The sequence below is a fragment of the Synechocystis sp. PCC 7509 genome (genome assembly GCF_000332075.2).
Lineage (GTDB): Bacteria > Cyanobacteriota > Cyanobacteriia > Cyanobacteriales > Chroococcidiopsidaceae > Aliterella.
In genome coordinates, this window is sequence record NZ_ALVU02000001.1 from 1,181,545 (window position 1) to 1,204,947 (window position 23,403).

Consider the following 23,403-nt stretch of genomic DNA (forward strand, 5'->3'; position numbering starts at 1 on the left):
AAATTTCATCCCAAAACTTTAGATAAATAATATAAACAGAGAAAAATTAAACTATGTTTTAAAAAATTGTTATTGCTGATTGTTGTGAAAAGATATTCATTTTTATTTACTTTCAATCCCAGTAACTGCAAAGTATAAAAAAGTCAATTTTATTATTGAGTATAGTTAATTTTACGTACGTTTATACAGTTAATATCGATATAGAAGTAGTCAAATAATGGATGATGTAGATTACTCTCAATCTGGAGCGTGGCAGGAATTGCCAATCAAATTACCTCTACACCTATTGATTGTAGAAGATACGATCGCAGATGTGGAACTAATAACGCTGGTTTTAGAAAAGGCAAAAATATCGTTTTCCTACGACGCTATAGATACTTTGGCAAGTTGTAAAGACTTACTGCAAACTTCTGCTTATGATGCGGTACTTGCAGATTATCGTTTACCTCAGTTTACAGCTTATCAAGTGTTAAAAATATTACAAAGCTCTTGTCAAGAAATTCCTTTGATTTTAGTTACGGGGAGTTTGGGAGAAGAAGCCGCCGTTAACTGTATCAAAGCCGGAATGACGGATTACGTAATCAAAGACAGGTTATTTCGATTGCCGATAGTTTTAAAGCGATCGCTACAAGAATTTGCAATGCGTCGTGAACAGCAAGCCGCCGTGGTGCAAATAGAACAAAGAGCCAAAAGCGAAGCAATTATTAATCAAATTGTGCAAGCAATGCGCGGTACGTTGGTATTAGAAGAAATACTGCAAACTACCGCAGATATGTTGCATTTGAATTTAGAAGTAGACAGTTGCCTCATATTTCAACCGGATGCCATAGGGGAAATGTGGATTTATCATGTTAGTGCAGCTACTTCAGCTAGGGAAGATTTTATTGATAGAAAATGTAATCTTTACCCCTACTATCAAGATAAATTGAGGTTGGGAAAAGTAGTAGCTTTATCAATTATTGATAGTAGCGTTCCTCCAGAAGTTCATGAATTTGCCCTAAAGGAAGGAATTCACTCGTTAATAATTGCTCCCTTAGTGTATCAACAGATGGAGTTAGGCGGAATTATTTTATTTCAAGGCGATCGCGATCGCTATTGGAGTGATAACGAAATATGGTTGATTAAAACTATCGCCGATCGTTGTGCGATCGCAATTCATCAAGGTAAGTTGTTTCGCCAGCTTCAAGATCGTTCAAGTAGAGAACAAACTTTAAATCAAATCGCTAGAACAATTAATTCTAGTCTCGATCCAGAATTTATTCTCCAAAAAATAGTTCAATTAACTGGTGAATGCTACAGAGTAGATCGAGTAGTTATTTTTTGTATCGATTTAAAAACTGAGCAAATTTCTGTTCGTAGTGAATGGAGAGCAAGAGAAGAAGTTAAACGTATACAGGGATTTCAAGAACCAATATGGGAATGGCTCGAATTGTTAGAACCAGCAGAGCAATCAAAACGTCACCAAGTTTTACACGTACCTACTGATAAAGAAAAAGCTGAAGTTGTAAGCAAGGAATTAGCGCTAATTGAGCAAGGGCAAATTCTTTCGATCCTCAAGGCTCCTATTTATATTCGGGGCAAGTTTTTTGGGGGGATAGGTTTGCACACAACCACTAAACATAGAGTTTTTAGCCAAGAAGAAATCGATTTATTAACCCAAATTTCCGATCAAGCTGCGATCGCGCTCTACAATGCTCAAAGTTACGAAACGTTAGAAGAATTAGTTAAAGAACGTACTCAAGAATTAGAAAAAGAAAAATTAGTTTCTGAAAATGCTAATTTAGCCAAAAGTGACTTTTTAAGCAATATGAGCCACGAGTTAAGAACTCCACTAACTGGAATATTGGGCTTTTCTAATATATTATTACAACAAATCTTTGGGCCGCTAAACGACAAACAAAAACAGTATATAGAAGGTGTGGCTAGTTGTGGGGGACATTTACTAGAACTAATTAACGACTTATTAGATTTATCTAAGGTAGAAGCCGGAAAAGAAGAATTAGTAATAGAAGAATTTGTAGTAGAGGATCTTTGTCAAAGCTGCTTGTCTCTATTTCGGGAGAAATGTTTAGACCAAAAAGTACAACTACAAATAGCGATCGCTAATGATGTAAACACTTGGATAGCCGATCGTCGTAGAATCAAACAAATACTTGTAAATCTATTATCTAACGCCGTCAAATTTACAGAAAATGGCTCGATAAAATTGCAAGTAGAAAAAAATGGGGATAATCTAAACTTTTTAGTAATAGATACAGGTATTGGGATTAACCAAGCAGAGCAAGTAACTTTATTTCAACCCTTCAAGCAACTAGATAGCGGTTTGAATCGCAAATATGAAGGGACGGGATTAGGTTTAGCTTTGTCACGCAAATTAGCGCGGCTGCATGGAGGAGATATTACTTTAAAATCCCAATTAGAACAAGGAAGTTGCTTTACGTTGCATTTACCAATGTCCCCATTGCTGTAAAACTGGGCAAAGATGCCTCCTGCTAGAGGTATCAAAGACTTTTAAAGTATTTAAAATAGAGTAGAGCGATCTTATGTAGATGAAAAATGCGACAAAAAATTGAGCAACTAAAAACTTTATTTGCAGAGATGGAGCAAGCAATCATTGCTTACTCTGGAGGCGTTGATAGTGCTTTGGTAGCCAAGGTTGCTTACGACACGTTGGGAAGTCGCGCTCTAGCAGTTACGGCGGCTTCTCCTTCGCTACTACCAGAAGAATTGGAAGATGCTTGTATTCAAGCGGCGGAAATAGGCATTGCTCATCAAATAGTCCAAACTCACGAAATGGACAATCCTAATTACCGAGCAAACCCCATAAATCGCTGCTATTTTTGCAAAAGCGAGTTGCACGACACTCTTAAGCCTTTAGCTAAAGAACTTGGTTATCCTTATGTAGTAGATGGGGTAAATGCGGATGATTTGCAAGACTATCGACCAGGAATTGCCGCCGCCAAAGAAAGAGGAGCGCGATCGCCTTTGGCAGAATTAGGAATCACTAAGCTTGAAGTTAGGCAAATCTCGCAGATTTTAGGTTTGTCTTGGTGGAATAAACCCGCGCAACCTTGTCTTAGCTCGCGTTTTCCTTATGGGGAAGAAATTACCGTTGCTAAATTGCAGCGTGTAGGGAGAGCAGAAGTGTATTTACGAAAGTTGGGGTTTAATAATTTGAGAGTGCGATCGCTTGAGGATACGGCAAAAATTGAATTAGCACCAGAGCAAATTAAGGACTTTGTCGCCAATAGTGACTTGAGTGCGATCGTTTCTACTTTTCAAAGCTATGGCTTTATGTACGTTACTTTGGACTTGGAAGGCTACCGCAGTGGCAAATTAAACCAAGTTTTGACATCTAACGTCTTATCATTGCCAGTTTAGAAAAATGTGGGGGTATATTTGTATATACCCTCTTACCAAAGCAGAAATAAATGGGTTTTAAATTAGATAAAATTATTCCTTGGGGAAGATCCACAAAGGAATATATTGGGATGTTTGATTTAACACCTCAAGAGCTTAATTTAGCAATGCTTGATTGCGGCGGTGGCCCGTCTAGTTTTAATGCCCAAATGACTCGCCAAGGGTGTAAAGTAATATCTTGCGATCCTCTATATCAGTTTAGCGCCGATGAAATTGCCGGGAGAATTCAAGAAACTTACCAAACAGTTATCGATGGAGTAAAAGCAAATTCAACTAACTATGTTTGGCACAATATTGAGTCACCCGAACAATTAGGAATAATTAGAATGGAGGCAATGAGTAAGTTTTTAGAGGATTTCTCTTTAGGATTACAACAGAAACGTTATGTATTAGACAAATTGCCTAGTTTATCTTTTACAGATAAACAATTTGATTTAGCATTGTGTTCTCACTTGCTATTTACCTATTCAGATCATTTATCAATAGAATTTCATTATAATTCTATTCAGGAATTATGCCGAGTTGCCAAAGAAGTCCGTATATTTCCGTTACTAAATATTTCTGGAGAGGAATCAAGCTTTCTTTTACCAGTGCTACAAAACTTAAAACAAAGCGGATACAAAGCTGAGATCAAACAAGTCAATTACGAATTTCAAAAAGGCGGAAATAAATTGTTAAGTGTAAGTTTATAAAAAATAATGACTCAAACAATATGGATTGCTAGACACGCCAACCGCCAAGACTTTGTTAACCCCGATTGGTTTCTCACTGCCGAAAGACGCTACGATCCGCCGCTTTCTGATGATGGCATAATCCAAGCATCGCAACTAGCACAACGTCTGAGAAAGGAAAACATTACAGCTATTTTCTCCTCGCCATTTTTACGCACAATCCAAACAGCAAACCAAGTAGCAGAAGTTTTAGATTTACCCATTAAACTTGAATGTGGACTAAGTGAATGGTTAAACCCGCAGTGGATGAGCGAAACCCCAGAAAAAATGCCAATTAAAGATTTGGTGGCATTATTTCCCCGGATTGATATTAACTATAATTCTCGCGTTATTGCCCAATATCCTGAAGTCGGTGAAACAGCATTTTTGAGAGCGGGAGAAGCGGCAAGAAAAATTGTTGAGGAGTTTTCCGAAGATATATTATTAGTAGGACACGGTGCATCGGTAGTCGGTGCAACAAAGGGATTGGTTGGGGAAGTTATCGAAATAAAAGCAGCTTTATGTTGCTTGATTAAAATAGTGCGTCAAGCTCCGCATTGGGTATTAGAACTCAATGGGGATACTTCCCATTTGGCTCAAGTAGAAGAAATAATCCGGTTTAATTAAATTATGAACTTATTATTAGCGGGAGATATAGGCGGGACTAAAACCGTTTTGCGGCTAGTCGAGGCATCAGACGAATCAATTTTATTGACTTTATACGAGGAGAACTACCGCAGCCGAGATTTTATCGATTTAGTGCCAATGGTGCAGCAGTTTCTCGCCACCGCAGCCCAAAAAATAGGGGATTCTTCGCCACCAGAGAGGGCGTGTTTTGCGATCGCAGGGCCAGTAGTCAACAATGCTGTAAAGCTAACTAATCTAGCTTGGTTTCTAGATTCCAAACGTCTAGAGGCAGAACTAAATATTAAGCACATTAGTTTGATTAATGACTTTGAAGCTGTGGGCCATGGAATTTTAGGTTTAGATGCCTCTGACTTGTATTCTTTGCAAAGTGGGAACTTACAACCAATTGCTCCAATTGCAGTAATTGGCGCGGGGACGGGTTTGGGAGAAGGTTTTTTAATTCAAAATGGCGACAGTTACCGGGTTTTTGGTTCTGAAGGTGGACACGCCGACTTTGCCCCCCGTTCGGAATTAGAATTTCAGCTATTGAGGTACTTGTTAGATAAGCACGATATTCCCAGCGTTTCTATAGAACGCGTGGTTTCAGGACAAGGTATTATCGCCATTTATCAATTTTTGCGCGATTGGCATTTTGCCAACGAGTCGCCGAGTATTGGGCAAATTGTCCGTACTTGGGAAGAAGAAGCAGGTAAAGGAGAAAGAAGCGTCGATCCGGCGGCGGCGATCGCATCGGCGGCTTTAGAAAAACGCGATCGCATTTGCGAACAAGCTATGCAAATTTTTGTCGAGGCTTACGGCGCAGAAGCGGGAAATTTGGCTTTGAAACTGTTGCCTTACGGGGGTTTGTATGTGGCTGGGGGGATTGCGGCAAAAATATTGCCTTTATTAGAAGATGGTTCTTTTCTCCATGCTTTTACCCATAAAGGGCGGGTGAGTTCGCTATTAAAAAGCGTCCCCGTATATATCATTCTCAATCCTCAAGTGGGACTAATGGGGGCGGCAATGAACGCTGTGAAGTTGTCATAGTTGTTAATGACGAAATTCATTAACAACTCGATCTAATCCCACCGAATGGGAGGCTTTGAAAAGTAAGCGATCGCCGCTTTGCACAAATTCACGCAGTCGTTTTACTAATTCTTGACCCGTTGTAAAACATTCAACGTTTAGAGGCATAGCGGCGGATGCCATTGCTTGGGCATCCGCGCCATCAACTAAAACAAATAAAGCGTCTAAATTTAGCTGCAATACTTTTGCTCCTACTTGGGTATGAAATTCAATTGAAACTTCGCCTAATTCTTTCATTGCGCCCAATACTGCTATCTTTCTTTTACCCGGAGTTTGGGCTAGTAGTTGCAAAGCCGCAAGCATTGATTCAAGTCCAGCGTTGTAGGTTTCATCTAAAATTACAACGTCACCTGCTAATTCGTAACGCTGACTTCTCCCCGCAGGCATTTTAACTACTAAGTTTGCGGCAATTGAACTCCAATCAATTTTTAAAGCTTCAGCTACAGCTAAAGCCGCCAGGAAGTTAAAAGCATTATGCGTACCTGCCAAAGGTAAAGGTAATGTTTGTTTGCGGACACTTATAGTTTTGTTATCGATTAATTTTCCTTGCAAGTCGCCGCTTTCCAAACCATAAGTTATAGTTTTTCCTTGCCAAACTTGATTTGAAGTAGTTATTAAGCGTTGATTGTCAGCGTTGAGAATAGCAACACTATTTTTGGGCATCTCGGCTAATAATTCGCATTTGGCACGAGCGATCGCATCTTTTGATCCCAACCTGCCTATATGAGCTGTGCCGACATTGGTAATTACTCCAATCGTTGGACTAGCTATTTGAGTTAACAAGGCAATTTCACCAGCAGCACGCATTGCCATTTCAATTACAGCAAATTTGTGATCTGACCCTAGTTCTAGTAAGGTTTTGGGTACGCCAATTTCGTTGTTATAATTTGCTTGAGTTTTCAAGACTTTGCCAAAAGGTTCTAAAACGGCGGCAATTAATTCTTTAGTAGTAGTTTTGCCTACCGATCCAGTTATACCAATGACGGGAATCGAAAACTGTTTGCGCCACCATTGAGCAAGTTGTTGGTATGCCTGGAGGGTATCAGTGACTTGCAATAGTGGTAAATCGGTGCTTTCAAAGTCACTCATGACAATTGCTGCAATTGCCCCATAAGCCTTAGCCTCAGACACAAATTCATGTCCGTCAAAGTTTTCGCCACGTAAGGCAACAAATACATCTCCCGGCTTAATATTACGGGTATCGGTAGTGATCCTAGAGATATTTGCTAAAGCAGCATCAGATAAATTTATTGGCCTAGCTGCTAAGATTTCCACAAGTTGGCTAAGAGTGGCACTAAAAGACATATTTTGGGTCAAAAATTCCTAATTTCCTCGTGTTATTGTCTCAGGAATCTGCACTTCTGCACTGGTTCAATCAACCCTTAGCTTATTTTGACTGGTACAGATGCTAAAACTTGCTTATTTAGAAGCAGTTTCCCTTCGGCATCTACGCTGATATCTTTGCCAGGAACAAACCCTTTAGAAGTCAAATATTTGTAGATGGTAATAGTAGTAATTTGTCTAACTTCCTGCATGACATCGCTAGGAATCATCTGTTCTACTGCCCAAAGTATGGCATCGGGGTCAAACCACATCAACCGTTCAATACTGATAATTACCAAACCTGCTACTTCCGAAGTCGGTAATTGCATTCTCAAATACGCGATTAAATCTTGACCAATTTCTCGATTGCGAGTCATCATCGCTCTAACTATTCTTCCAATCTCTAGTTCTACTTGTAAGCAGTTCATACTAGGCATAGATGCAGCTTCCTTGTTTTAAAGGGTAACGCCCTGCCTTGAGTAGTGTCTCAATTGCAGTTCTGCTCAGTATATCTAAAGATTACCCAAAGTCTACCTCCGGGAAGATGCGGAAATTTTTAGCCTGTAATGCGAGATGCTAGAAAAATTTACTTATAGGGACTGCCGATTAGTTAAACCACTTGGTGTTAAAAGGATTAGTATCGCCTTCTTCAATCGTTTCAATTACTGATAAACCAATATAAGAAGTTGCAATTAACAGCACTAGGGAAAGCAAATAAGCATTGGTGAGCATTCTTAGCGCTGTTTCCATCAAAATGTAGGTATTCATCGTTTGGTATTTTTCCTTTCTGTTGGTAGTTGGTGTTACTATATTTCTCCACGATGTGGCTATCAAATTCCACCGAGAAATTACTACTTTTTAGTTTCGTAACAATATATTACACCCGTAGTTACACGGTGAAGCAATAAAAAAAGATATTTTCAAGCTAAACATTGTGCCACTGTAGCAACCACGGACTGCGATAGAGCCTTTAAATCGTAGCCACCTTCAAGCCCAAAAACAGTCTTTCGAGTTAGTTGCAAGCAGTATTGGGTTAACAATTTGTAATCATCAGGTTGTAAATCGATGTTAGCTAAAGGATCGGCGGCATTTGCGTCATAACCAGCGCTAACGATTAGTAAGTCGATTTGAAAATTAGCAAAAAAAGGAATTATAGCTTGGGCAAATAGTGGCTGGTAGTCAGAAATTGTGCTGCCGGCAAAGAGAGGCAGATTTAAGACATTTTTGTACTCGCCTCGTTCTGTGGCGCTGCCTGTACCCGGATAGAAAGGAGATTGATGCAGAGAACAGTAAGCAATTTGAGGATTATTTTCGACAATTGCTTGCGTACCATTACCGTGATGTACATCCCAGTCGAGAATGCCAACAGAGTTAACTTTTGGTTGTTTTAAAGCATAGTTGGCGGCGATCGCAGCATTGGAAAATAAACAAAAGCCCATACCGCGATCACTTTCGGCATGATGTCCTGGAGGACGCGCCAACACAAAAGCTGGATTATTGGTCGTCAATACCTTATCTACTCCATCTAACCAAGCACTAACCGCTAGTAAAGCCACATCGTAACTAGCTGGGGAAACCGGAGTATCAGGATCGAGATAACCGCCGCCGCTAGTAGCTAAGTGTTCAATAGTGTTGATATGTGCTGCTGTATGCACTCGGTGGATAGAGCTTATTACTCGCTCATTTACGGGAGTAGGCAAGAGCCATTCTAGTTGATGGGCAAAGTTAGCAGATTTTAGAGCAGAAGCGATCGCAATTAGTCTTTCAGGTTTTTCGGGGTGAAATCTACCTGTTTTGTGCTGGAGAAATTCATCGGAGTAGATGATGGGGAACATAGGAATTGGGAATTGATCAATTGGGAATTGATTGTTTTTACCTATTTATAGCGTTGAGCAAGGATAAATTCAGCGATCGCTAAGTCGACAGGAGTAGTAATTTTTAAGTTGGTTTCCTCTCCTTCAACTATTTGCACGGGCAAACCGCATCTTTCAAATAAAGCCGCATCGTCTGTAACTTCCCACCCTTGAGCTAAACCGATTTCATGGCATTGTTTTAAAAGCTTGACATCAAAAGCTTGAGGAGTTTGAGCCGCCCACAACTGCCGCCGATCGGGGGTACTTTGAATAAATTTGTTTTCATCTACTACTTTGATTGTGTCTTTGACTGTCACCGCCGCAATTAATCCTTTACAGTGTTTAATTGTTTCAGCGCACCGCTCTAATAATTCGGGTGTAGCCAAACATCTAGCGCCATCGTGAATTAATACTTGTTCTGCGGTAGCTGGTAGCGACTGCAAGCCGTTGTAAACCGATTCTTGACGTGTTGTACCGCCATAGATGAGCTTTACTTCTGTAGTCACTGGTAGCGCCGCTAGAATCTCTTTGATATATTCTTCGTCACTTGGTTGAGCAATAATTCCTATCCAATCAATGCTACGAGTGGCTTGGGCGGCTAAGATTGTCCAGGTAAGCAGAGGTTTAGCTCGTAAGGTTAGAAGTAGCTTGTTGCGGCTGCTTCCCATTCTTCGCCCCATTCCGGCGGCGGGAATTAATAAGTGCATTCTGTGATGGGTAAAAAATAACTGCTGACAATTATTGTTTCAAATAAGTAGCAGTTCTCCTAGAATGGGGAGCGAGTAATAGTAAAGAAATATTATGCGAATAGTAGCCTTAGTTCCTGGCAAAATTGGCGAGCAAATTTTATTTTTCCCTACCTTGGACGATCTACAAAGAGTTTATCCTGACGCACAAATAGATGTGGTAGTCGAACCGAGGGCAAAAGCTGCCTATCGAGTCTGTAAGTCTGTTACTGATACGATCGCTTTTGATTTTAAAGATCGCAACAGTCTAGCTGACTGGGGTAATTTAATTGGTTTGCTGCGCGATCGCGAATACGATATTGCTATTTCTCCCCAACAGCAATCTTTACCACATTTGTTGCTATGGCTAACAGGTATTCCTACTCGTATTGGTTACAAAGGCAAAGGTTCAATATTTCTAACTGATCCTGTACCCCAGAAACTCCAACAATCTCCGGCGGCGAAGTATCACGATTTATTACAAGGTTTGGGTATCAATTCCCCAGTTCCCGAATTAAACATTAATGTCCCCTCCTCAGATATTACCTGGTCAGAAAAAGAACAAAAACGTTTGGGCATCAACGAAAGCGGTTATGTAGTTTTTTATGATCGCCCCTCTCCAGATCATAATTCAACTTACCCGATAGATTCTTGGCGGCAAATTGTTCAAAGCTTACAGGAAAAACAACCAAACTTACCTGTAGTAGCAATCAAAGATCCTGAAAACGAGCTATTTGTCAAGTCAATGCTGGCGTTTTTTCCCGATCTCAAAGTAACGTCTCCCGAAGATATTGGCAAATTAGCCGCAACGATCGCCGCCGCTAATTTGCTGGTATGTACTGATAGCGCACCGATGTATCTTGCTTTAGCAGTTCAAACTTACACCGTTGTACTAGGAGAAACATCGATTAAAAGCGATCGGTTAATGGAAGTCAAATCTTCAACGGCTAAAATTGCTGATATTGCTCCGCAAACGGTGATGCAGCGTATTTGGGGGCAATCGTAGCGATTATTTTTCTAGTAGCGCCCAGAGTTACCGCTCGGTAAATGGTACTACTAATTCTGCTTCAAATTGATACAAATTAACTGGCACGTGGGTAGAAGCATTGTCACCTTCTCCCTGACTCCTTCCCACGCTTTTTTGTTGCAATACCCATAAGAATTCGCCTTTGAAAATAGTAAAATTACTTCTATATTCCCAAGTAAATAATGAAATCAACTGATATCCGCGCTATTTTTGATCGCATTGCGCCCGTGTATGACCAAATGAACGATCGCCTAAGCTTAGGTCAACATCGTATTTGGAAGCAAATGACCGTAAAATGGAGCAAAGCAAAGCCTGGTGATACTTGCTTAGATTTATGCTGCGGTAGCGGAGATTTGGCTTTGCGTTTAGCGCGGCGAGTTGGTGCTACAGGTAAAGTATACGGTGCAGATTTTGCGGTAGCGCAACTAGAAATTGCTAAACAACGAGCTTTAAAACAATATCCCCAACCGTCGATAACTTGGGTTGAAGCTGACGCTTTAGATTTACCTTTTGCTGATAACTATTTTGATGCGGCGACAATGGGCTATGGTCTAAGAAATGTTGTAGATATTCCCCGCAGTCTTCAAGAATTATATCGAGTTCTTAAGCCCGGTGCTACGGCGGCAATTTTAGACTTTCATCGTCCAACTAATACTTATTTAAGTAGCTTTCAGCAATGGTATTTAGATAATTTAGTTGTACCAATGGCGCAAAACTTAGGTTTAACGGAAGAATACGCTTATATTAGTCCCAGCTTAGATCGCTTTCCGACAGGACGATCGCAAGTAGAATTAGCTAATAATGTTGGCTTTTTATCCACCCATTACCCTATTGCCAACGATATGATGGGAGTGCTAGTAGTTAAAAAAGTGCGATCGCCTTTAACTTAGACTTTCATAGTCTTTTATCTACTAGAAAATACTACCTATTAAAATCTTGCTTTGGACTGGTCTAATTTGTGGCTTTACGTTGCTCCGCCTGTAGTAGGTGGAATTATTGGCTACTTCACTAATGATATAGCCATTAAAATGCTGTTTCGTCCTTACCGAGCGCTCTATATTGGTAAACAACAGTTACCTTTTACTCCTGGCTTAATTCCCCGCAACCAAGAACGTTTAGCAGTGCGGGTATCAGATACAATCATGGGTTCGCTATTAACACCAGGAGAGTTGCAAAAACTAGCGCGGCGACTACTGCAACCGGAAAGAGTCCAAGCAGGCATTCTGTGGCTGCTGAAGCTGGCTTTAGAGCAGGTAAAAGTAGATAAAGAGCAAAAAAGTACAAAAATTGTCGCAGGTATTCTAAAGGACTTAGTAGGGCAATCTCTACCCCGTTTATTGAAAGTTTTAGCACGGCGGGAGGATTTTTTAGAAACCCAAATTAATCAAATATTTGACCAAGTATTATTAGACTTTCAACTGAGCGAAGATCAAGCAACAAAGCTTGCTGATTGGCTGTTGCAGGTAGTATTACCACCCGATGCGATTAGACAGTTGATAATTGACTTTTTAACCGATCGCACGATTCAATTAATCGATGAAGGATTCAGAGAAAAAGCAAGCGGTACTTATTGGGTAGTTGCTAACTTATTTGGTTTACGCAATACACTGACTAGGTTACGGGCTTTTTGTTTGGATGAAAAAGAAGCAACTAACGAGCGATTAGCTGAATTAATTAAATCTTTAGCAGTACGCGATCGCCTGAAAACCTGGTTAAAAAGCATATCCTTACAAAACTTGCCTGTTTCTACCGTGCGACAGCTACGCAAAACAACCCGCGATACTATCCGGGGTTACGTGCAAACGCGCGGGATGGACTTTTTACAAGGGTTTAACGATTCGATAGATTGGGATAACACCTCTAATTTGCTACTAAATCGGCTAAGAAATTCCGCCGCTTTGGGAAGCTCTTTAGAAGTTGTCAGCAAAGAACTAGCTTTACTGTTAGAACGTTACTTAGAGAAAGATTTAGAGGTTATTGTCGCTCAAGCGATTCCTATTTTGTCTATTGACCAAGTAATTATAGATCGCGTCAAGTCTACATCGGCGGCGGAGTTAGAGACAGCGATTGAAGGAATTGTCAAAAATGAATTACAAGCGATCGTTAACTTGGGTGGTTTATTGGGTTTTGTAATTGGTTTATTACAAAGTGTAGTATTATTACTGCGTTAATTAGTAAACATAATAGCTGTTTCTAGAACTTTGATATTACTCTATTTGCCTTAAACTCTTAAGAGTTTAGGCTATTTATTCTTACTTATTAAATACTATCGATACTATAAACTTGTACCAAAAATAAATTCAGGCAGTGGCTCCATATACATCAATCATTTCTGCGGATTTTGGCTGCGAAACAGTCTAATCCACGAGCGTAACTGTCCGAGCGAGAAATCTTGGGGTTCATAGCCAAACTCAAATAGCAGAATTTCATAGATTTGAGTTGCTCCCCAATGTTTTCCCCCAGCGGCAATACAGGTCTCGATAGCTTCTCGTAGCTCTGGGAGAGAGTTAATTTTCCCCTTTCCTTGGCGATTGCCGTAATTACCACCGAGAGACTGCAACGAATCGGCTGTTTGTCGGCACTTATTTTTTGCTTTCAGGGTTGAACGACTAATTTGAGGCACGTATTCCTGCACCCAGTCAGGAAGGTTCAATTGTCTGGTATTATATGCTTTCGCAAACTCTAAGTCGCGGATCAATGCGCTGCTATAGTTTTGAAGCTTACTCCAACTTTCATAAGCTTTGAGGATCTCTAACCAAGCATCAGTACGCTGTTCAACAAGTCCTCCTTTAGATTTTGTTTTAGGTACTTGATTAAAGATTTTTGGATGTTGGTTGTCGATTTGCTCAACTTTTTTTGTTGAAGTCGTTGTAGAAGCTAATTTTATGGGTACAGGTAGTTTGTTCCATTTAGTCGTTTCATTTGCTCCGTCAGAAGTGAGCGCTAAAGTGCCGTCTGATGTGCATTCGAGTTCATATAGTTTTGCTTGAGTTTGGGCAGGTAAACTATCATAGGCGTATTCAAGGGCCGCCGCCCTGACCGTTGCGCTGACGAAACTGCCAACCTTCAGCCACAGCTTTTCTCGTGACGTTTCCTCTATGTAAAGGTAGCCCTGGTAGTCCGGCTAGTTCTGAGGATGAGTACCACTGTTTCATAATCTAGGTTGAGGTTGGAGTGTTAGGTTTTGTCTGATATGCCACTGATGACGACCCAGTAGAGGTTAAATACAATTGACTTCCTTTCTCAAGAAAATCACGTACACTTGGAAGCAAATATATTTTGTTTGTCATATTTAGCTCTCAGAGATGTTAAGGCTAAACTCTTTCTCATCGATGCTTCCTATAAGTTACAACGAGCGCAGCTTTCGTATCAGATTTGACGATTTGACGATGCAAGCCGCGAAGCAGCGATCGCGAAGGGTTGTCCATTCATGTAGCTGGCAGCATCAGAGCAAAGAAAAATAACGGCTTGAGCAACTTCTGCTGGTTGACCAATTCGACCGATCGGAACACAGCTATAAAATCATCAGTCGTGATCCCCAGTTGCTTAAAGGTTCGATCGAGCGTTTCAGTAGCAGTGCTTCCACGATTCACCGCATTAATCCCAATGCCCTGACTGCCTCCGCGTTTCCCCAACGCAGCGATCAGTTTGTTGGCTTTACATCCAGCCCCGTCCAGTGAGCGGCAAAAGCCCACATATCTGCCGTTTCCTCAATGATCTTGTCGGTAGGCTTGCCCGCTCCATGTCCCGCTCGCGTCTCGATGCGGGCAAGGTGGGGCTTGTCACCGATATCTGCCGCCTGGAGTGCGGCGATATATTTGAAGGTGTGCCCCGGCACCACGCGATCGTCCGTGTCGGCAGTGGTGGCAAGGATCGCGGGATATGCCTTGCCAGACTGGATGTTGTGATAGGGCGAATAGTTCAAGAGGTTCCGGAAATCTGCTTCCCGTGCCGGAGACCCAAACTCGTCTACCCATGTTTTCCCACTCGTGAACTGGTCGAAGCGGAGCATGTCCATGACACCGACTCCAGGCAGCGCGGCGGCGAACAGATCCGGTCGCTGATTGACCACTGCGCCGATTAGGAGTCCGCCATTCGACGCGCCCTGAATCGCCAAGCCGTTTTGGGGTGTGATGCCCTCCGCCTTCAGATACTCGCCCGCTGCGATAAAATCATCGAAGACGTTCTGCTTGTTCTGACGACGACCCGCTTCGTGCCATGCCTTGCCATATTCGGAGCCACCGCGAATATTGGCGACAGCGTACACCCCGCCCTGTTCGACCCATCCCAACAACGCTGGCGAAAAATCGGGAAGCATGGGGATGCCATAGCCCCCATAGGCATAAAGCAGGGTCGGTGCGGTCGCGGTCACATCCTTGCGTCGGACGATAAACATCGGGACACGGGTACCATCCTTCGACTTGTAGAAATGCTGTTCGACCGCGATCCGATTGAGATCGATCGCTACCTTGGGTTGTGTCCACACCTGCAACCTGTTGCTGGCGACATCATATCGATAGATCGCGCCTGGAGTATTGAAGCTGGTGAAGACGAAGAAGGTTTCTGGGTCGTCCTGGTCGCCCTTAAAGCCGCCAGCGGTGCCGATACCAGGCAGCTTCACCATACCGTCAGCCTTGCCATCGAGCGTGTAGCGTCGAACTTCCGTCTTCACGTCAGCCATGTAAGAGATCAGCAACCGTCCGCCGACCAGCGACGCATTGAGCAGAACTGAATCCTGTTCCGGCACCACATCCCGGATCGCTGGGTCGGCGGCAGCGATGTCCATCATCACCACCTTGGAGCGCGGCGCGTCCTGAGTAGTCATGAGGAAGAACTTTGTCCCCATATTGCCAGCGATTAGCCATGAATTATCGAGATTATCGATCAGCTTGCGAGGCTTCCAATCAGCACTCTGGAGATCCACTACGGTCAGTGTGTTGCCCAGTGAAATGGGTGTGGAAACGATCGCGACGTAACGCCCGTCTTCGGTGATGCTCAAGGTGTGCAGCATATTCGGCTGATCCGGGTTTGTATAGACCAGTCGATCTTGCGCCTGGGGGGTGCCGATCGCATGAAAATAGACGGCATGGTTGGCTACGCTCGCTTGGGATTCGATGCCCTGCTTCGGTTCAGGGTAACGGGTGTAGAAAAAGCCAAACCCATCCTTAGTCCATGCGATGCTGGTGAATCTCGCCCATTTCACCTCATCGTTGAGTACCTTGCCCGTGTTTACGTCCAGCACTCGAATCGTGCGCCAGTCTGTGCCGCCATCCTGCACCGCATAAGCCACGCGCTTACCGTTGTCGGAAGCTGACCACTCGGCAAGTGCGATCGCCCCGTCCTCTGCCCAACTATTGGGATCGATCAGTACGCGCCCTGCGCCATCCACACTGTCACGGACATAGAGAACCGGTTGGCTCTGAAGTCCGAAATTATGGAGGTAGAAATACCGTCCGCCCTTTTTGACCGGAATAGAGAACCGCTCATAGTTGTACAACTGCTTCAGTCGGTTCTTGAAGATATCTCGACTCAGCAGCGTATTGAGATGAGCATTGGTGACTTTGTTCTGCGATTCGACCCAGGCGGCGACTTCCTTGTCGTTGCGGACATCGTTTTCCAGCCAGCGATAGGGGTCAGCGATTGCCTGCCCAAAATGTTCCAGGGCGACATCGACTCGCTTGGTATCAGGATAGGCGATCGTAGACATCATTGCTGTAGACTCCGTGCAGGCGGAGGCGAAGTGGGTAGTAAAGAGCAGCGCGATCGCGAAAAGGGCGGTGCGGCGCAGTGGTTGATATGAGAGTCGAAATCCAAAGAGGTCGAATTTCAGTGTTTTTTGTCGTGATTTTGCAGTTTTGAACATATCATTGACCTACGTAACAAAAGGGTTGACCGTAACTACCTGGGTTAAAAGATCGCAAGTAGGTAAACAAAATTAATTACATTGTTTTCACCAAATTCTTTCAGCACCTTCTCAAGAGACTGAACTACGCTTTGCCAGCTTCGATGAACACTTGCTAGTTATGCGTACTTATATTTTGGTTAACTATTTAGAAGCAATTAGTTTCCAAGTTGCGATCTACGCTTCGCTATCGCATCGAATCAGCCCGCACCGCTGAACTGCTGGTTTAATCCTTGACCCCGGTTTTGATGACGAAAGCCCTTAATTCGACAATCTTACCGTCGCGAAAACGCCAGATATCACAGTACGAGTAATCAGCCGCCTTCCCGTCTTCATCCTTCATTGTGATGTCGCCGAGTGCCGTGACGAAATCACCCTCGGCGATGAAGTTAGCGACCATAAACTTTGGCGGCTCTACGTATGTCGTCGCCATCCATTGGCGAACAGATTCTTTTCCTTTAAGGGTCTTGTCGCCTACAAACGTCCAATGCGTGTCGTCGGCGCAGAATGACAAGAATCCTTCATAGTTGCCCTCAGCGATCGCCGCGTTTGCCTCTTCTAAAATTGCTTTATTGTTCTCTGACATCTGAATCTCTCCTTTGTTTAAATGGATGCTTTAACGGAGCAGTCTCTGCTGCCACTGATGCGAAACTCACGGAATAATTGCAGTAACGCGGATTTCAATCCGCATCGTTGGAAGTGCAAGAGCCGCGACTCCTACCTCTGTCCAAATTGGGGCATGGTTGGGCATATAATGACGAAATAGCCTGACCATCACATCGTTAACCTCCGGGGGAAACCCGCCAACATGGTAAGAATTGACATGGACAACAGGCTCCCAACCCGCCCCGGCAGCTGCCAAGGTTCGCTCTAAGTTCCGAAACGCCTGAGCAATCTCGTCCGCAAGCGATTCGGGAGTTTGCAGATTGTCATCCACCCCGCCTTGACCTGATGTCTCCACTCGATTGCCAATTTTTATCGCCTGAGAGTAATGCAATCCATTCAACTGGCGTTCCCCATAACCGGGGGTGACAAAAAATTCGGGTTTATTCATGATGTTTCTCCGTTCAGTACGTTTGACTATATTTCGCGCTGCTAAGACGAGTTCGTTTCGGTATCGTCTGATTTATACACTAATGTTCAGAATTTACTTGCCATGTAACAACAATGATTTCTGCAAACAGTAAGACAACTAATAGCCGCGAAAACGCTCGTAAAATGGCTTCCATCGTCCAGTTCTGACTCTGAACATCCCAGAGCATCCAAACAATGTTCACTCCAATCACCAACCAGGGTAGAATTACCACTGAATTCCGTTTGCGATAGAAGCGGCTCGTCGTCTCGCGCCAAAAATTGATCACCTGTATCGTTCTACTTTCGATCCACTGATTGACAGCACTCACAACCTCAGAGAAGGATTCATAATCGGAAGCTCCGCCGAAGGGTACTCGTTCAGTAATCCGAGGTGCAAAATCTTTGCACTTAATCATTTGATCCACCACCTTGAAACTGTAAAGTTGACCATCACTTCAAGAAACTATCGTGATTTGATTTGTTTATATAAAAGGGCGGTAGGCGTAAAACTCAGTCGCTTCAGCGCTGAGATATAAACGACGCGAGGGATTTTAATCCCCTTGGTCTTCGGTAACAGGTGTGCTATAATATACACAAAAGCGGCGATAACTCTTAAAACAGCCAGGATGTCTAAGGACTCCGCGCACCTTGAAAACTGAAGATAGGGGGTTCTACTAGGAAATATAGCTCTAGTAGGTAAAATCTTTAAGCACCAAGCAGAGAGAACAATAATCAGTTCTTTGCCGTACCGTAGGGCATACGGGAACGTACTTCTGTAAGGGAGTAAAACGCTTTTGGAGAGTACGATCTCTGCATCGAATTGAGCTAGGCTAGGCATTTGGTATTTAGGTACGGGTGAACAGGTTTAGGTATTGCTTGCAAAAGACAATTTGAGGTAAGTCGGCTCGATGAATTAAGAATTTCAGTCGCTTCAGCGCTGAGAGTGTCAAAGATCGATTCACTGTGATTCCACCATCAAGAATCAAAAATTAACTCGCTGTATATCCGCCATCAATCGTTAAGGGTTGTCCCGTAATATAGCTGGCAGCATCAGAGCAGAGAAAGACAACTGCTAGAGCGACTTCTTCTGCTTGAGCAATGCGACCCATCGGCACCATCGCTGTAAGATCGTCAGCCGTGATGCCCATTTTCATCAAGGCACGATCGAAACCCTCAGTCGCAATGCTGCCAGGATTCACCGCATTAATCCGAATGCCCTGCTTGGCATAGTCAAGTGCTGCCGATCTCGTTAACCCCATGACTGCATATTTACTCGCAACGTAAGGAGATGACCCTGAAAGACCAATCAACCCTAAAATTGAGGAGTTATTAACAATCGCGCCCGATCCTTGAGTCAGCATTTACTCAATTTCATATTTCATGTATAAAAATAGTCATCGCACGTTAATCGCCATGAGGTTGTCAAAATCCTCGATCGATTGCTCGTGTAGTGGTTTTCCGGGTGATACAACGCCTGCATTATTAAAGGCACAATCGATTCGTCCATAGGTTTCAACTGTTTTTTGAACTAACGCTTGGATATCTGCTTCATTTGAAGCATCTGAATGAACATATAAACATTCAGCACCCGTTTCACGAATCAGTTTGGCGGTTTTTTCGCCTTCTACGTCGCCTCTGCCTGAGAATACTACTTTTGCTCCGGCAGCACCGAATGCGATCGCGGTTGCTCGACCAATTCCTGAAGTTCCGCCAGTGACTAGCGCCACTTTATCCTGAAGTATCATTCTATTTCTCCTAAAATCTAAGTCCGGTTGTTCTTTCTTGAAATAATCGTGAAATCGCTTTAGAAAAAAGCTTAGACAAATCTTGCAAGCATTAGGCTAAGAGCAAAGGAAAAGGCATGAAAGCTGACATGGGATAACATCGCAGCCTCAAGCGAGTATTGCCAAAAGAGCCAACCAAAAGCAATGCCACCAATCCCATTTAGTAATATCGCTCGGATAATCACAAGCGGAGTGAGTGGAACTATCACGGCAGTTGCGGGCAGGTGTAAAAGTCCAAATACCAGCGCTGCTAGCACAATCGCACCTTGGTATATTCCTTGGCTTGGCAACGTAATACCTTGTTTTAAGACTTTCCACGCTATCCAAACAAGCAGCGACATTAAGCCCCAGCGCATCAGAATTTCCTCAGTGATGCCGCCATAAAGCATTGCTGTAAGCGAACTCAGCCAATCCGGTTCTGTGTTATTGGATGTCTGTAGCGCTTCAGGTAGAGCAGGTTTCATGAACCGATCGAGTAACAGGAGAACGATCATTGTCGCTGCACCCACACCCAAGCTCCATTTCATCTCAATGACAGAATATGGAATCTTAGGGGTATGAAGTACCCAGTAGTCAATCAAATGTGAGCGTAATCCAACGCGATAGGCACAGCCAATTCCGATCAGAATGCTGATTGCCAGTAGAAATGTAAGCTGTAGTCCTTGCAGCAGCATTAAAACCCACAGTGGCGGAACTTTTGCCAGTCTTTCTGGAGACAGTTTTGCCAACTGTTGCTCAACTAATGGAACCGACGTAATCGTAAGCATTGCAATTCCCGCAATGCCCAACACAAATAGAATCCCAAATTGTTTCAAAACTGCCATTGATTCAATCTCCAGAGACATCAGAATACTGGGTAGACACAATGCCAATATAGAGAATGACAACTGGTGACTAACGCCACCTTATTCTGAAGTATCATTCTATTTCTCCTAAAATCAAGTCCGGTTGTTCTCTCTTGAAATGGATCGATTCACTGTGAGTCCACAATCAAAAATCAACTCGCTGTATATCCGCCATCGATCGTTAAGGGTTGTCCCGTAATATAGCTGGCAGCATCAGAGCAGAGAAACACAACCGCTTGAGCAATTTCTTTTGGCTGACCGACGCGATTCATCGGCACCATAGACCCTAAATCGTCAAACGTAATGCCCATCTGGTCAGCGCTACGAGCCATTAGGTCAGTTGCAATGGGACCAGGATTGACGGCATTGATCCGAATGCCCTGTTTGGCATAATCAAGGGCAGCCGATCGCGTCAGCCCCATCACCGCGTGTTTGCTGGCAACGTAGGGCGATATCCCCGGAAGCGCAACCAGACCATTGGTTGACGAATTGTTCACGATCGCGCCTGCGCCCTGGGTTAGCATCTGTTGAATTTCATATTTCATACAGAGAAACAGCCCTCGCGCATTGATCGACATAATCTTGTCAAAATCCTCGATCGATTGTTCGTGCAGTGGCTTAACAGCAAGATCAATTCCAGCATTGTTAAAGGCACAATCGAGTCTGCCGTAAGTTGCGATCGCTTTTTGCACCAAGGCTTGCACATCCGCTTCACTCGATACATCTGATTTCACAAATAAGCATTCCGCTCCAGTCTCGCGAATCAAATCAGCAGTTTCTTCACCTTCGGTGCTGCGTATGTCCGAGAAGACAACTTTTGCACCCGCAGCACCGAATGCGATCGCAGTTGCTCGACCAATTCCCGATGCACCTCCAGTAACTAATGCTACTTTATCTTGCAGTATCATCCTGTTTCTCCTGTTCCAATCAATATTGACCTTCCGCACACAATCAAACTCCGATCCCTTTAGCAATTACCAACGCCGTGAAGCTAGTCTAATTTTCTGTAAATTTCAGCACAATTTTGCCCCGTGTTCCTCCCTGCTCTAGACGCTGATGTGCCAGAACGACCTGATCCCAAGAAAATACTGAATCAATCACTGGGCGAAGCTGATGACGCTCGATTAGTTTTGTCAAAGCCTCTAATTTTGCTCGATACTGAGGTGTAAGAACAAAATGAATCGTCAGATTCTTGCCCCAAGCTTCAAGGAGCGATTGCGGTATTGCAATGTCTACAATGCTTATAAGCCTACCGAAGGGACGAATGATTTGTAGACTACGCTGAATTGTTTCTCCGCCGATCGTATCTAGAACTAAATCCACACCCAGTCCATTTGTTTCTTGACGAATGACTTCTACGTAATCTTCATTTTTGTAATCAATCACTCGATCTGCGCCCAGTTCTGTCACGAAATCTCGGTTTCTAGAACTACACGTTGCAAAAACGTATGCCCCTATTGCTTTGGCGAGTTGAACTGCGATCGAACCAACTCCACCCGCACCCGCATGGATGAGAACTGTTTCACCAACTTGTAGATTGCCCCTAGTCACTAGACAATCCCAAGCAGTTCCGCCTGCAAGCGGAAAAGAAGCTGCTTCAATGTGCGATAGATTTGCAGGCTTCAATGCAATAATCGCTGCATCAGCCACATGATACTGAGCGTAGCTACCGAATTCTCCAAAAACTTGCGGCGAGTAATACACGTTGTCTCCCACCTTGAAATCAGTCACAGCTTCGCCAATTGCCTCAATCACCCCTGAAACATCGACTCCAAGGATGGCGGGTAATCGAACCAGTTCCTTGTAATCACCACGACGAGTTTGGTAATCGATCGGGTTAATCGAGGTTGCACAAACTCTGACTAACACCTGATGCGCCTTCAGTGTTGGTGTGGGAACAGTTTGAATCTCAAACTTCTCAGCATCACCAAACGCAGTTAATACGGCTGCTTTCATAGATTCCATCTGTGCCAACTCTCCTTGATTTAGAATAAACAGTGGTTCTCGCTTCGTTGAAATTCTGGATGTTATCGGCAACTTGGAGGAATATCGTCAAGATCGGCGCTAAATCCTTGAGGTAGGAATTTTGATGCGTGAGTTGAAACGTAGCCCAACACGGCGTTGGGCGTGCCGTTGTACAAACCGGACTTCACACTACCAGCACTGGACTGTTCAGAACATCGTGTTATCGTTAGCCGACGATTTCGGGACGGTCTGAAGCACGTCCCAATGCTCGACTATCTTGCCTTTATCATCCAGGCGGAAGATGTCGATGCCCGCCCAGTCGTTGTCGCTTGGCCATTGCTGGTAGCAATGCAAGACTACATAATCGCCTTCAGCGAAAACGCGCTTAAACTGGACGCACTTGCCCGGATATTCTTTCGCCATCCTCTCGAAATATTCGATGAAAGCCTGCTTCCCGTCGGCTACTGCTGGGTTGTGCTGGATGTACACATCGCCGACATATTTCTCGACGGCTTCTGCGGGCTGACACTGATTGAACATCAGGTCATAAAATGCCGTGACCGTCTGTTTGTTCTGCTCAAGTTTATCCGTCATCCGTTCTACACCTCACATTACCCGAAACGCCCAGCGGCTCAAATCAGCGGCAAAGAAACTCAAACGTAGCACTAGCAGCTTGAAACCGTCTGCTGCATTGTTAGGTGACCGCTCTGGACACAGCACCCATTTAGATTGACGTGAGGACGAAAACTGCTCGCGGAACTGCATAGAATGGTTCGCTGCGTTCCAGGTACCTCTGGTAGAAGGGTAGTTGCAGGATCTCGTTTAGGTACTCGTTTCCGTTACGCCAGCGCTCGGACAGCACAAACATCCCAGGCTGATCGGCGACCTCACCGACCTCAAGTGAGATGCACGCTTCCAAACGGCGGGCTTGAGGCAATATCTCCCGGAGTTCCATCAAGAAGTCCTCGCGGTACTCAGGCTGAATCATGAGCGTGTTACTCATCATCAGTTCTTTATCAGAGACTTGTGGCATCTTTTCCTGTGGCACGTGTGTTTCTCCTT

Annotated in this window: 26 protein-coding genes and 1 pseudogene; 8 read left to right on the top strand and 19 right to left on the bottom strand. The window is 43.8% G+C overall.

Going from position 1 to position 23,403, the window contains the following annotated elements:
- Positions 1-217 precede the first annotated feature (217 nt).
- The 5 genes from SYN7509_RS27515 (at position 218) to SYN7509_RS0206045 (ending at position 5,804) form a co-directional block, all read left to right on the top strand.
- The gene (locus tag SYN7509_RS27515; protein ID WP_009634581.1) at positions 218-2,470 is read left to right on the top strand and encodes an ATP-binding protein; all 2,253 of its coding nucleotides are present in this window, start codon (positions 218-220) and stop codon (positions 2,468-2,470) included.
- 86 nt (positions 2,471-2,556) lie between these two features.
- Entirely contained in the window at positions 2,557-3,381 is an 825-nt protein-coding gene (gene larE / locus SYN7509_RS0206030) for an ATP-dependent sacrificial sulfur transferase LarE (protein ID WP_009634580.1), read from the top strand.
- Between the two features lie 50 nt (positions 3,382-3,431).
- Positions 3,432-4,112: a hypothetical protein gene (locus tag SYN7509_RS0206035; RefSeq protein ID WP_009634579.1), complete on the top strand. Its 681-nt coding sequence runs from the start codon at positions 3,432-3,434 to the stop codon at positions 4,110-4,112.
- Between the two features lie 6 nt (positions 4,113-4,118).
- On the top strand, positions 4,119-4,757 hold the full coding sequence (locus SYN7509_RS0206040; protein WP_009634578.1) for a histidine phosphatase family protein: 639 nt from the start codon (positions 4,119-4,121) through the stop codon (positions 4,755-4,757).
- 3 nt (positions 4,758-4,760) lie between these two features.
- The gene (locus SYN7509_RS0206045; RefSeq protein ID WP_009634577.1) at positions 4,761-5,804 is read left to right on the top strand and encodes a glucokinase; all 1,044 of its coding nucleotides are present in this window, start codon (positions 4,761-4,763) and stop codon (positions 5,802-5,804) included.
- 3 nt (positions 5,805-5,807) lie between these two features.
- On the opposite strand, the gene SYN7509_RS0206050 is transcribed toward SYN7509_RS0206045, so the two are convergent.
- From SYN7509_RS0206050 to ispD, 5 genes are all read right to left on the bottom strand, one after another.
- Positions 5,808-7,160: a UDP-N-acetylmuramoyl-tripeptide--D-alanyl-D-alanine ligase gene (locus SYN7509_RS0206050; protein ID WP_227501476.1), complete on the bottom strand. Its 1,353-nt coding sequence runs from the start codon at positions 7,158-7,160 to the stop codon at positions 5,808-5,810.
- Positions 7,161-7,225: 65 nt separating this feature from the next.
- Entirely contained in the window at positions 7,226-7,603 is a 378-nt protein-coding gene (locus tag SYN7509_RS0206055) for a hypothetical protein (RefSeq protein WP_009634575.1), read from the bottom strand.
- A gap of 169 nt (positions 7,604-7,772) precedes the next feature.
- Positions 7,773-7,934, bottom strand: a complete 162-nt coding sequence (locus tag SYN7509_RS30435) for a hypothetical protein (protein WP_009634574.1) — start codon at positions 7,932-7,934, stop codon at positions 7,773-7,775.
- Positions 7,935-8,086: 152 nt separating this feature from the next.
- Positions 8,087-9,001 (bottom strand): histone deacetylase family protein, encoded by a 915-nt coding sequence (locus SYN7509_RS0206065; RefSeq protein ID WP_009634573.1) that lies wholly within the window; start codon positions 8,999-9,001, stop codon positions 8,087-8,089.
- A 41-nt stretch (positions 9,002-9,042) separates the two neighbouring features.
- A complete protein-coding gene (gene ispD, locus SYN7509_RS0206070) occupies positions 9,043-9,726 on the bottom strand; it encodes a 2-C-methyl-D-erythritol 4-phosphate cytidylyltransferase (protein ID WP_009634572.1) in 684 nt (227 codons plus the stop codon).
- 94 nt (positions 9,727-9,820) lie between these two features.
- On the opposite strand from ispD, the gene SYN7509_RS0206075 reads away from it, so the two are divergent.
- The 3 genes from SYN7509_RS0206075 to SYN7509_RS0206090 all read left to right on the top strand — a co-directional run bounded on the left by SYN7509_RS0206075 (position 9,821) and on the right by SYN7509_RS0206090 (position 12,942).
- Positions 9,821-10,750 (top strand): glycosyltransferase family 9 protein, encoded by a 930-nt coding sequence (locus SYN7509_RS0206075; RefSeq protein WP_009634571.1) that lies wholly within the window; start codon positions 9,821-9,823, stop codon positions 10,748-10,750.
- A 203-nt stretch (positions 10,751-10,953) separates the two neighbouring features.
- A complete protein-coding gene (gene ubiE, locus SYN7509_RS0206085) occupies positions 10,954-11,661 on the top strand; it encodes a bifunctional demethylmenaquinone methyltransferase/2-methoxy-6-polyprenyl-1,4-benzoquinol methylase UbiE (RefSeq protein ID WP_009634570.1) in 708 nt (235 codons plus the stop codon).
- A gap of 51 nt (positions 11,662-11,712) precedes the next feature.
- Positions 11,713-12,942, top strand: a complete 1,230-nt coding sequence (locus SYN7509_RS0206090) for a DUF445 domain-containing protein (protein WP_028954137.1) — start codon at positions 11,713-11,715, stop codon at positions 12,940-12,942.
- Between the two features lie 155 nt (positions 12,943-13,097).
- Here SYN7509_RS0206090 and SYN7509_RS0206095 read toward each other — a convergent pair whose 3' ends face one another.
- From SYN7509_RS0206095 to SYN7509_RS0206160, 14 genes and pseudogenes are all read right to left on the bottom strand, one after another.
- On the bottom strand, positions 13,098-13,424 hold the full coding sequence (locus SYN7509_RS0206095) for a hypothetical protein (protein WP_148297944.1): 327 nt from the start codon (positions 13,422-13,424) through the stop codon (positions 13,098-13,100).
- Between the two features lie 367 nt (positions 13,425-13,791).
- The gene (locus tag SYN7509_RS28300) at positions 13,792-13,926 is read right to left on the bottom strand and encodes a DNA-binding protein (protein ID WP_009634567.1); all 135 of its coding nucleotides are present in this window, start codon (positions 13,924-13,926) and stop codon (positions 13,792-13,794) included.
- Positions 13,927-14,140: 214 nt separating this feature from the next.
- The gene (locus tag SYN7509_RS31670; protein WP_202807279.1) at positions 14,141-14,275 is read right to left on the bottom strand and encodes an SDR family oxidoreductase; all 135 of its coding nucleotides are present in this window, start codon (positions 14,273-14,275) and stop codon (positions 14,141-14,143) included.
- Positions 14,276-14,414: 139 nt separating this feature from the next.
- On the bottom strand, positions 14,415-16,634 hold the full coding sequence (locus SYN7509_RS0206105; protein WP_202807213.1) for a prolyl oligopeptidase family serine peptidase: 2,220 nt from the start codon (positions 16,632-16,634) through the stop codon (positions 14,415-14,417).
- 265 nt (positions 16,635-16,899) lie between these two features.
- Positions 16,900-17,259: a nuclear transport factor 2 family protein gene (locus SYN7509_RS0206110; protein ID WP_009634565.1), complete on the bottom strand. Its 360-nt coding sequence runs from the start codon at positions 17,257-17,259 to the stop codon at positions 16,900-16,902.
- A 66-nt stretch (positions 17,260-17,325) separates the two neighbouring features.
- Positions 17,326-17,727, bottom strand: coding sequence for a RidA family protein (locus SYN7509_RS0206115; RefSeq protein WP_009634564.1), 402 nt, complete (start codon positions 17,725-17,727; stop codon positions 17,326-17,328).
- A 79-nt stretch (positions 17,728-17,806) separates the two neighbouring features.
- Entirely contained in the window at positions 17,807-17,980 is a 174-nt protein-coding gene (locus SYN7509_RS30440) for a hypothetical protein (protein ID WP_202807214.1), read from the bottom strand.
- 756 nt (positions 17,981-18,736) lie between these two features.
- A pseudogene (locus SYN7509_RS25270) lies at positions 18,737-19,492 on the bottom strand (glucose 1-dehydrogenase).
- Between the two features lie 71 nt (positions 19,493-19,563).
- Positions 19,564-20,355 carry a CPBP family intramembrane glutamic endopeptidase gene (locus tag SYN7509_RS0206140; protein ID WP_009634560.1) on the bottom strand — a complete coding sequence of 264 codons (792 nt, stop codon included), beginning with the start codon at positions 20,353-20,355 and terminating at the stop codon, positions 19,564-19,566.
- Positions 20,356-20,528: 173 nt separating this feature from the next.
- On the bottom strand, positions 20,529-21,284 hold the full coding sequence (locus SYN7509_RS0206145) for an SDR family oxidoreductase (protein ID WP_009634559.1): 756 nt from the start codon (positions 21,282-21,284) through the stop codon (positions 20,529-20,531).
- 88 nt (positions 21,285-21,372) lie between these two features.
- A complete protein-coding gene (locus SYN7509_RS0206150; protein ID WP_227501477.1) occupies positions 21,373-22,332 on the bottom strand; it encodes a zinc-dependent alcohol dehydrogenase family protein in 960 nt (319 codons plus the stop codon).
- Positions 22,333-22,403: 71 nt separating this feature from the next.
- On the bottom strand, positions 22,404-22,529 hold the full coding sequence (locus SYN7509_RS31255) for a hypothetical protein (RefSeq protein WP_255327287.1): 126 nt from the start codon (positions 22,527-22,529) through the stop codon (positions 22,404-22,406).
- Between the two features lie 19 nt (positions 22,530-22,548).
- Positions 22,549-22,935, bottom strand: a complete 387-nt coding sequence (locus tag SYN7509_RS0206155; protein WP_009634557.1) for a nuclear transport factor 2 family protein — start codon at positions 22,933-22,935, stop codon at positions 22,549-22,551.
- Positions 22,936-23,065: 130 nt separating this feature from the next.
- Positions 23,066-23,389: a putative quinol monooxygenase gene (locus SYN7509_RS0206160; RefSeq protein ID WP_009634556.1), complete on the bottom strand. Its 324-nt coding sequence runs from the start codon at positions 23,387-23,389 to the stop codon at positions 23,066-23,068.
- Between the last annotated feature and the right edge of the window lie 14 nt (positions 23,390-23,403).

Bases quoted from the DNA above. Each gene is read 5' to 3' on its own strand.
- SYN7509_RS0206035 (WP_009634579.1), top strand. From the start codon at position 3,432: ATGGGTTTTAAATTAGATAAAATTATTCCTTGGGGAAGATCCACAAAG.
- ispD (WP_009634572.1), bottom strand. From the start codon at position 9,726: ATGCACTTATTAATTCCCGCCGCCGGAATGGGGCGAAGAATGGGAAGC.
- SYN7509_RS30435 (WP_009634574.1), bottom strand. From the start codon at position 7,934: ATGAATACCTACATTTTGATGGAAACAGCGCTAAGAATGCTCACCAAT.
- SYN7509_RS28300 (WP_009634567.1), bottom strand. From the start codon at position 13,926: ATGAAACAGTGGTACTCATCCTCAGAACTAGCCGGACTACCAGGGCTA.
- SYN7509_RS27515 (WP_009634581.1), top strand. From the start codon at position 218: ATGGATGATGTAGATTACTCTCAATCTGGAGCGTGGCAGGAATTGCCA.
- SYN7509_RS0206145 (WP_009634559.1), bottom strand. From the start codon at position 21,284: ATGATACTGCAAGATAAAGTAGCATTAGTTACTGGAGGTGCATCGGGA.
- SYN7509_RS0206040 (WP_009634578.1), top strand. From the start codon at position 4,119: ATGACTCAAACAATATGGATTGCTAGACACGCCAACCGCCAAGACTTT.
- SYN7509_RS0206155 (WP_009634557.1), bottom strand. From the start codon at position 22,935: ATGACGGATAAACTTGAGCAGAACAAACAGACGGTCACGGCATTTTAT.
- SYN7509_RS0206110 (WP_009634565.1), bottom strand. From the start codon at position 17,259: ATGTCAGAGAACAATAAAGCAATTTTAGAAGAGGCAAACGCGGCGATC.
- ubiE (WP_009634570.1), top strand. From the start codon at position 10,954: ATGAAATCAACTGATATCCGCGCTATTTTTGATCGCATTGCGCCCGTG.
- SYN7509_RS0206105 (WP_202807213.1), bottom strand. From the start codon at position 16,634: ATGTTCAAAACTGCAAAATCACGACAAAAAACACTGAAATTCGACCTC.
- SYN7509_RS0206045 (WP_009634577.1), top strand. From the start codon at position 4,761: ATGAACTTATTATTAGCGGGAGATATAGGCGGGACTAAAACCGTTTTG.
- SYN7509_RS0206055 (WP_009634575.1), bottom strand. From the start codon at position 7,603: ATGCCTAGTATGAACTGCTTACAAGTAGAACTAGAGATTGGAAGAATA.
- SYN7509_RS0206065 (WP_009634573.1), bottom strand. From the start codon at position 9,001: ATGTTCCCCATCATCTACTCCGATGAATTTCTCCAGCACAAAACAGGT.
- larE (WP_009634580.1), top strand. From the start codon at position 2,557: ATGCGACAAAAAATTGAGCAACTAAAAACTTTATTTGCAGAGATGGAG.
- SYN7509_RS0206075 (WP_009634571.1), top strand. From the start codon at position 9,821: ATGCGAATAGTAGCCTTAGTTCCTGGCAAAATTGGCGAGCAAATTTTA.
- SYN7509_RS0206150 (WP_227501477.1), bottom strand. From the start codon at position 22,332: ATGAAAGCAGCCGTATTAACTGCGTTTGGTGATGCTGAGAAGTTTGAG.
- SYN7509_RS0206140 (WP_009634560.1), bottom strand. From the start codon at position 20,355: ATGGCAGTTTTGAAACAATTTGGGATTCTATTTGTGTTGGGCATTGCG.
- SYN7509_RS0206115 (WP_009634564.1), bottom strand. From the start codon at position 17,727: ATGAATAAACCCGAATTTTTTGTCACCCCCGGTTATGGGGAACGCCAG.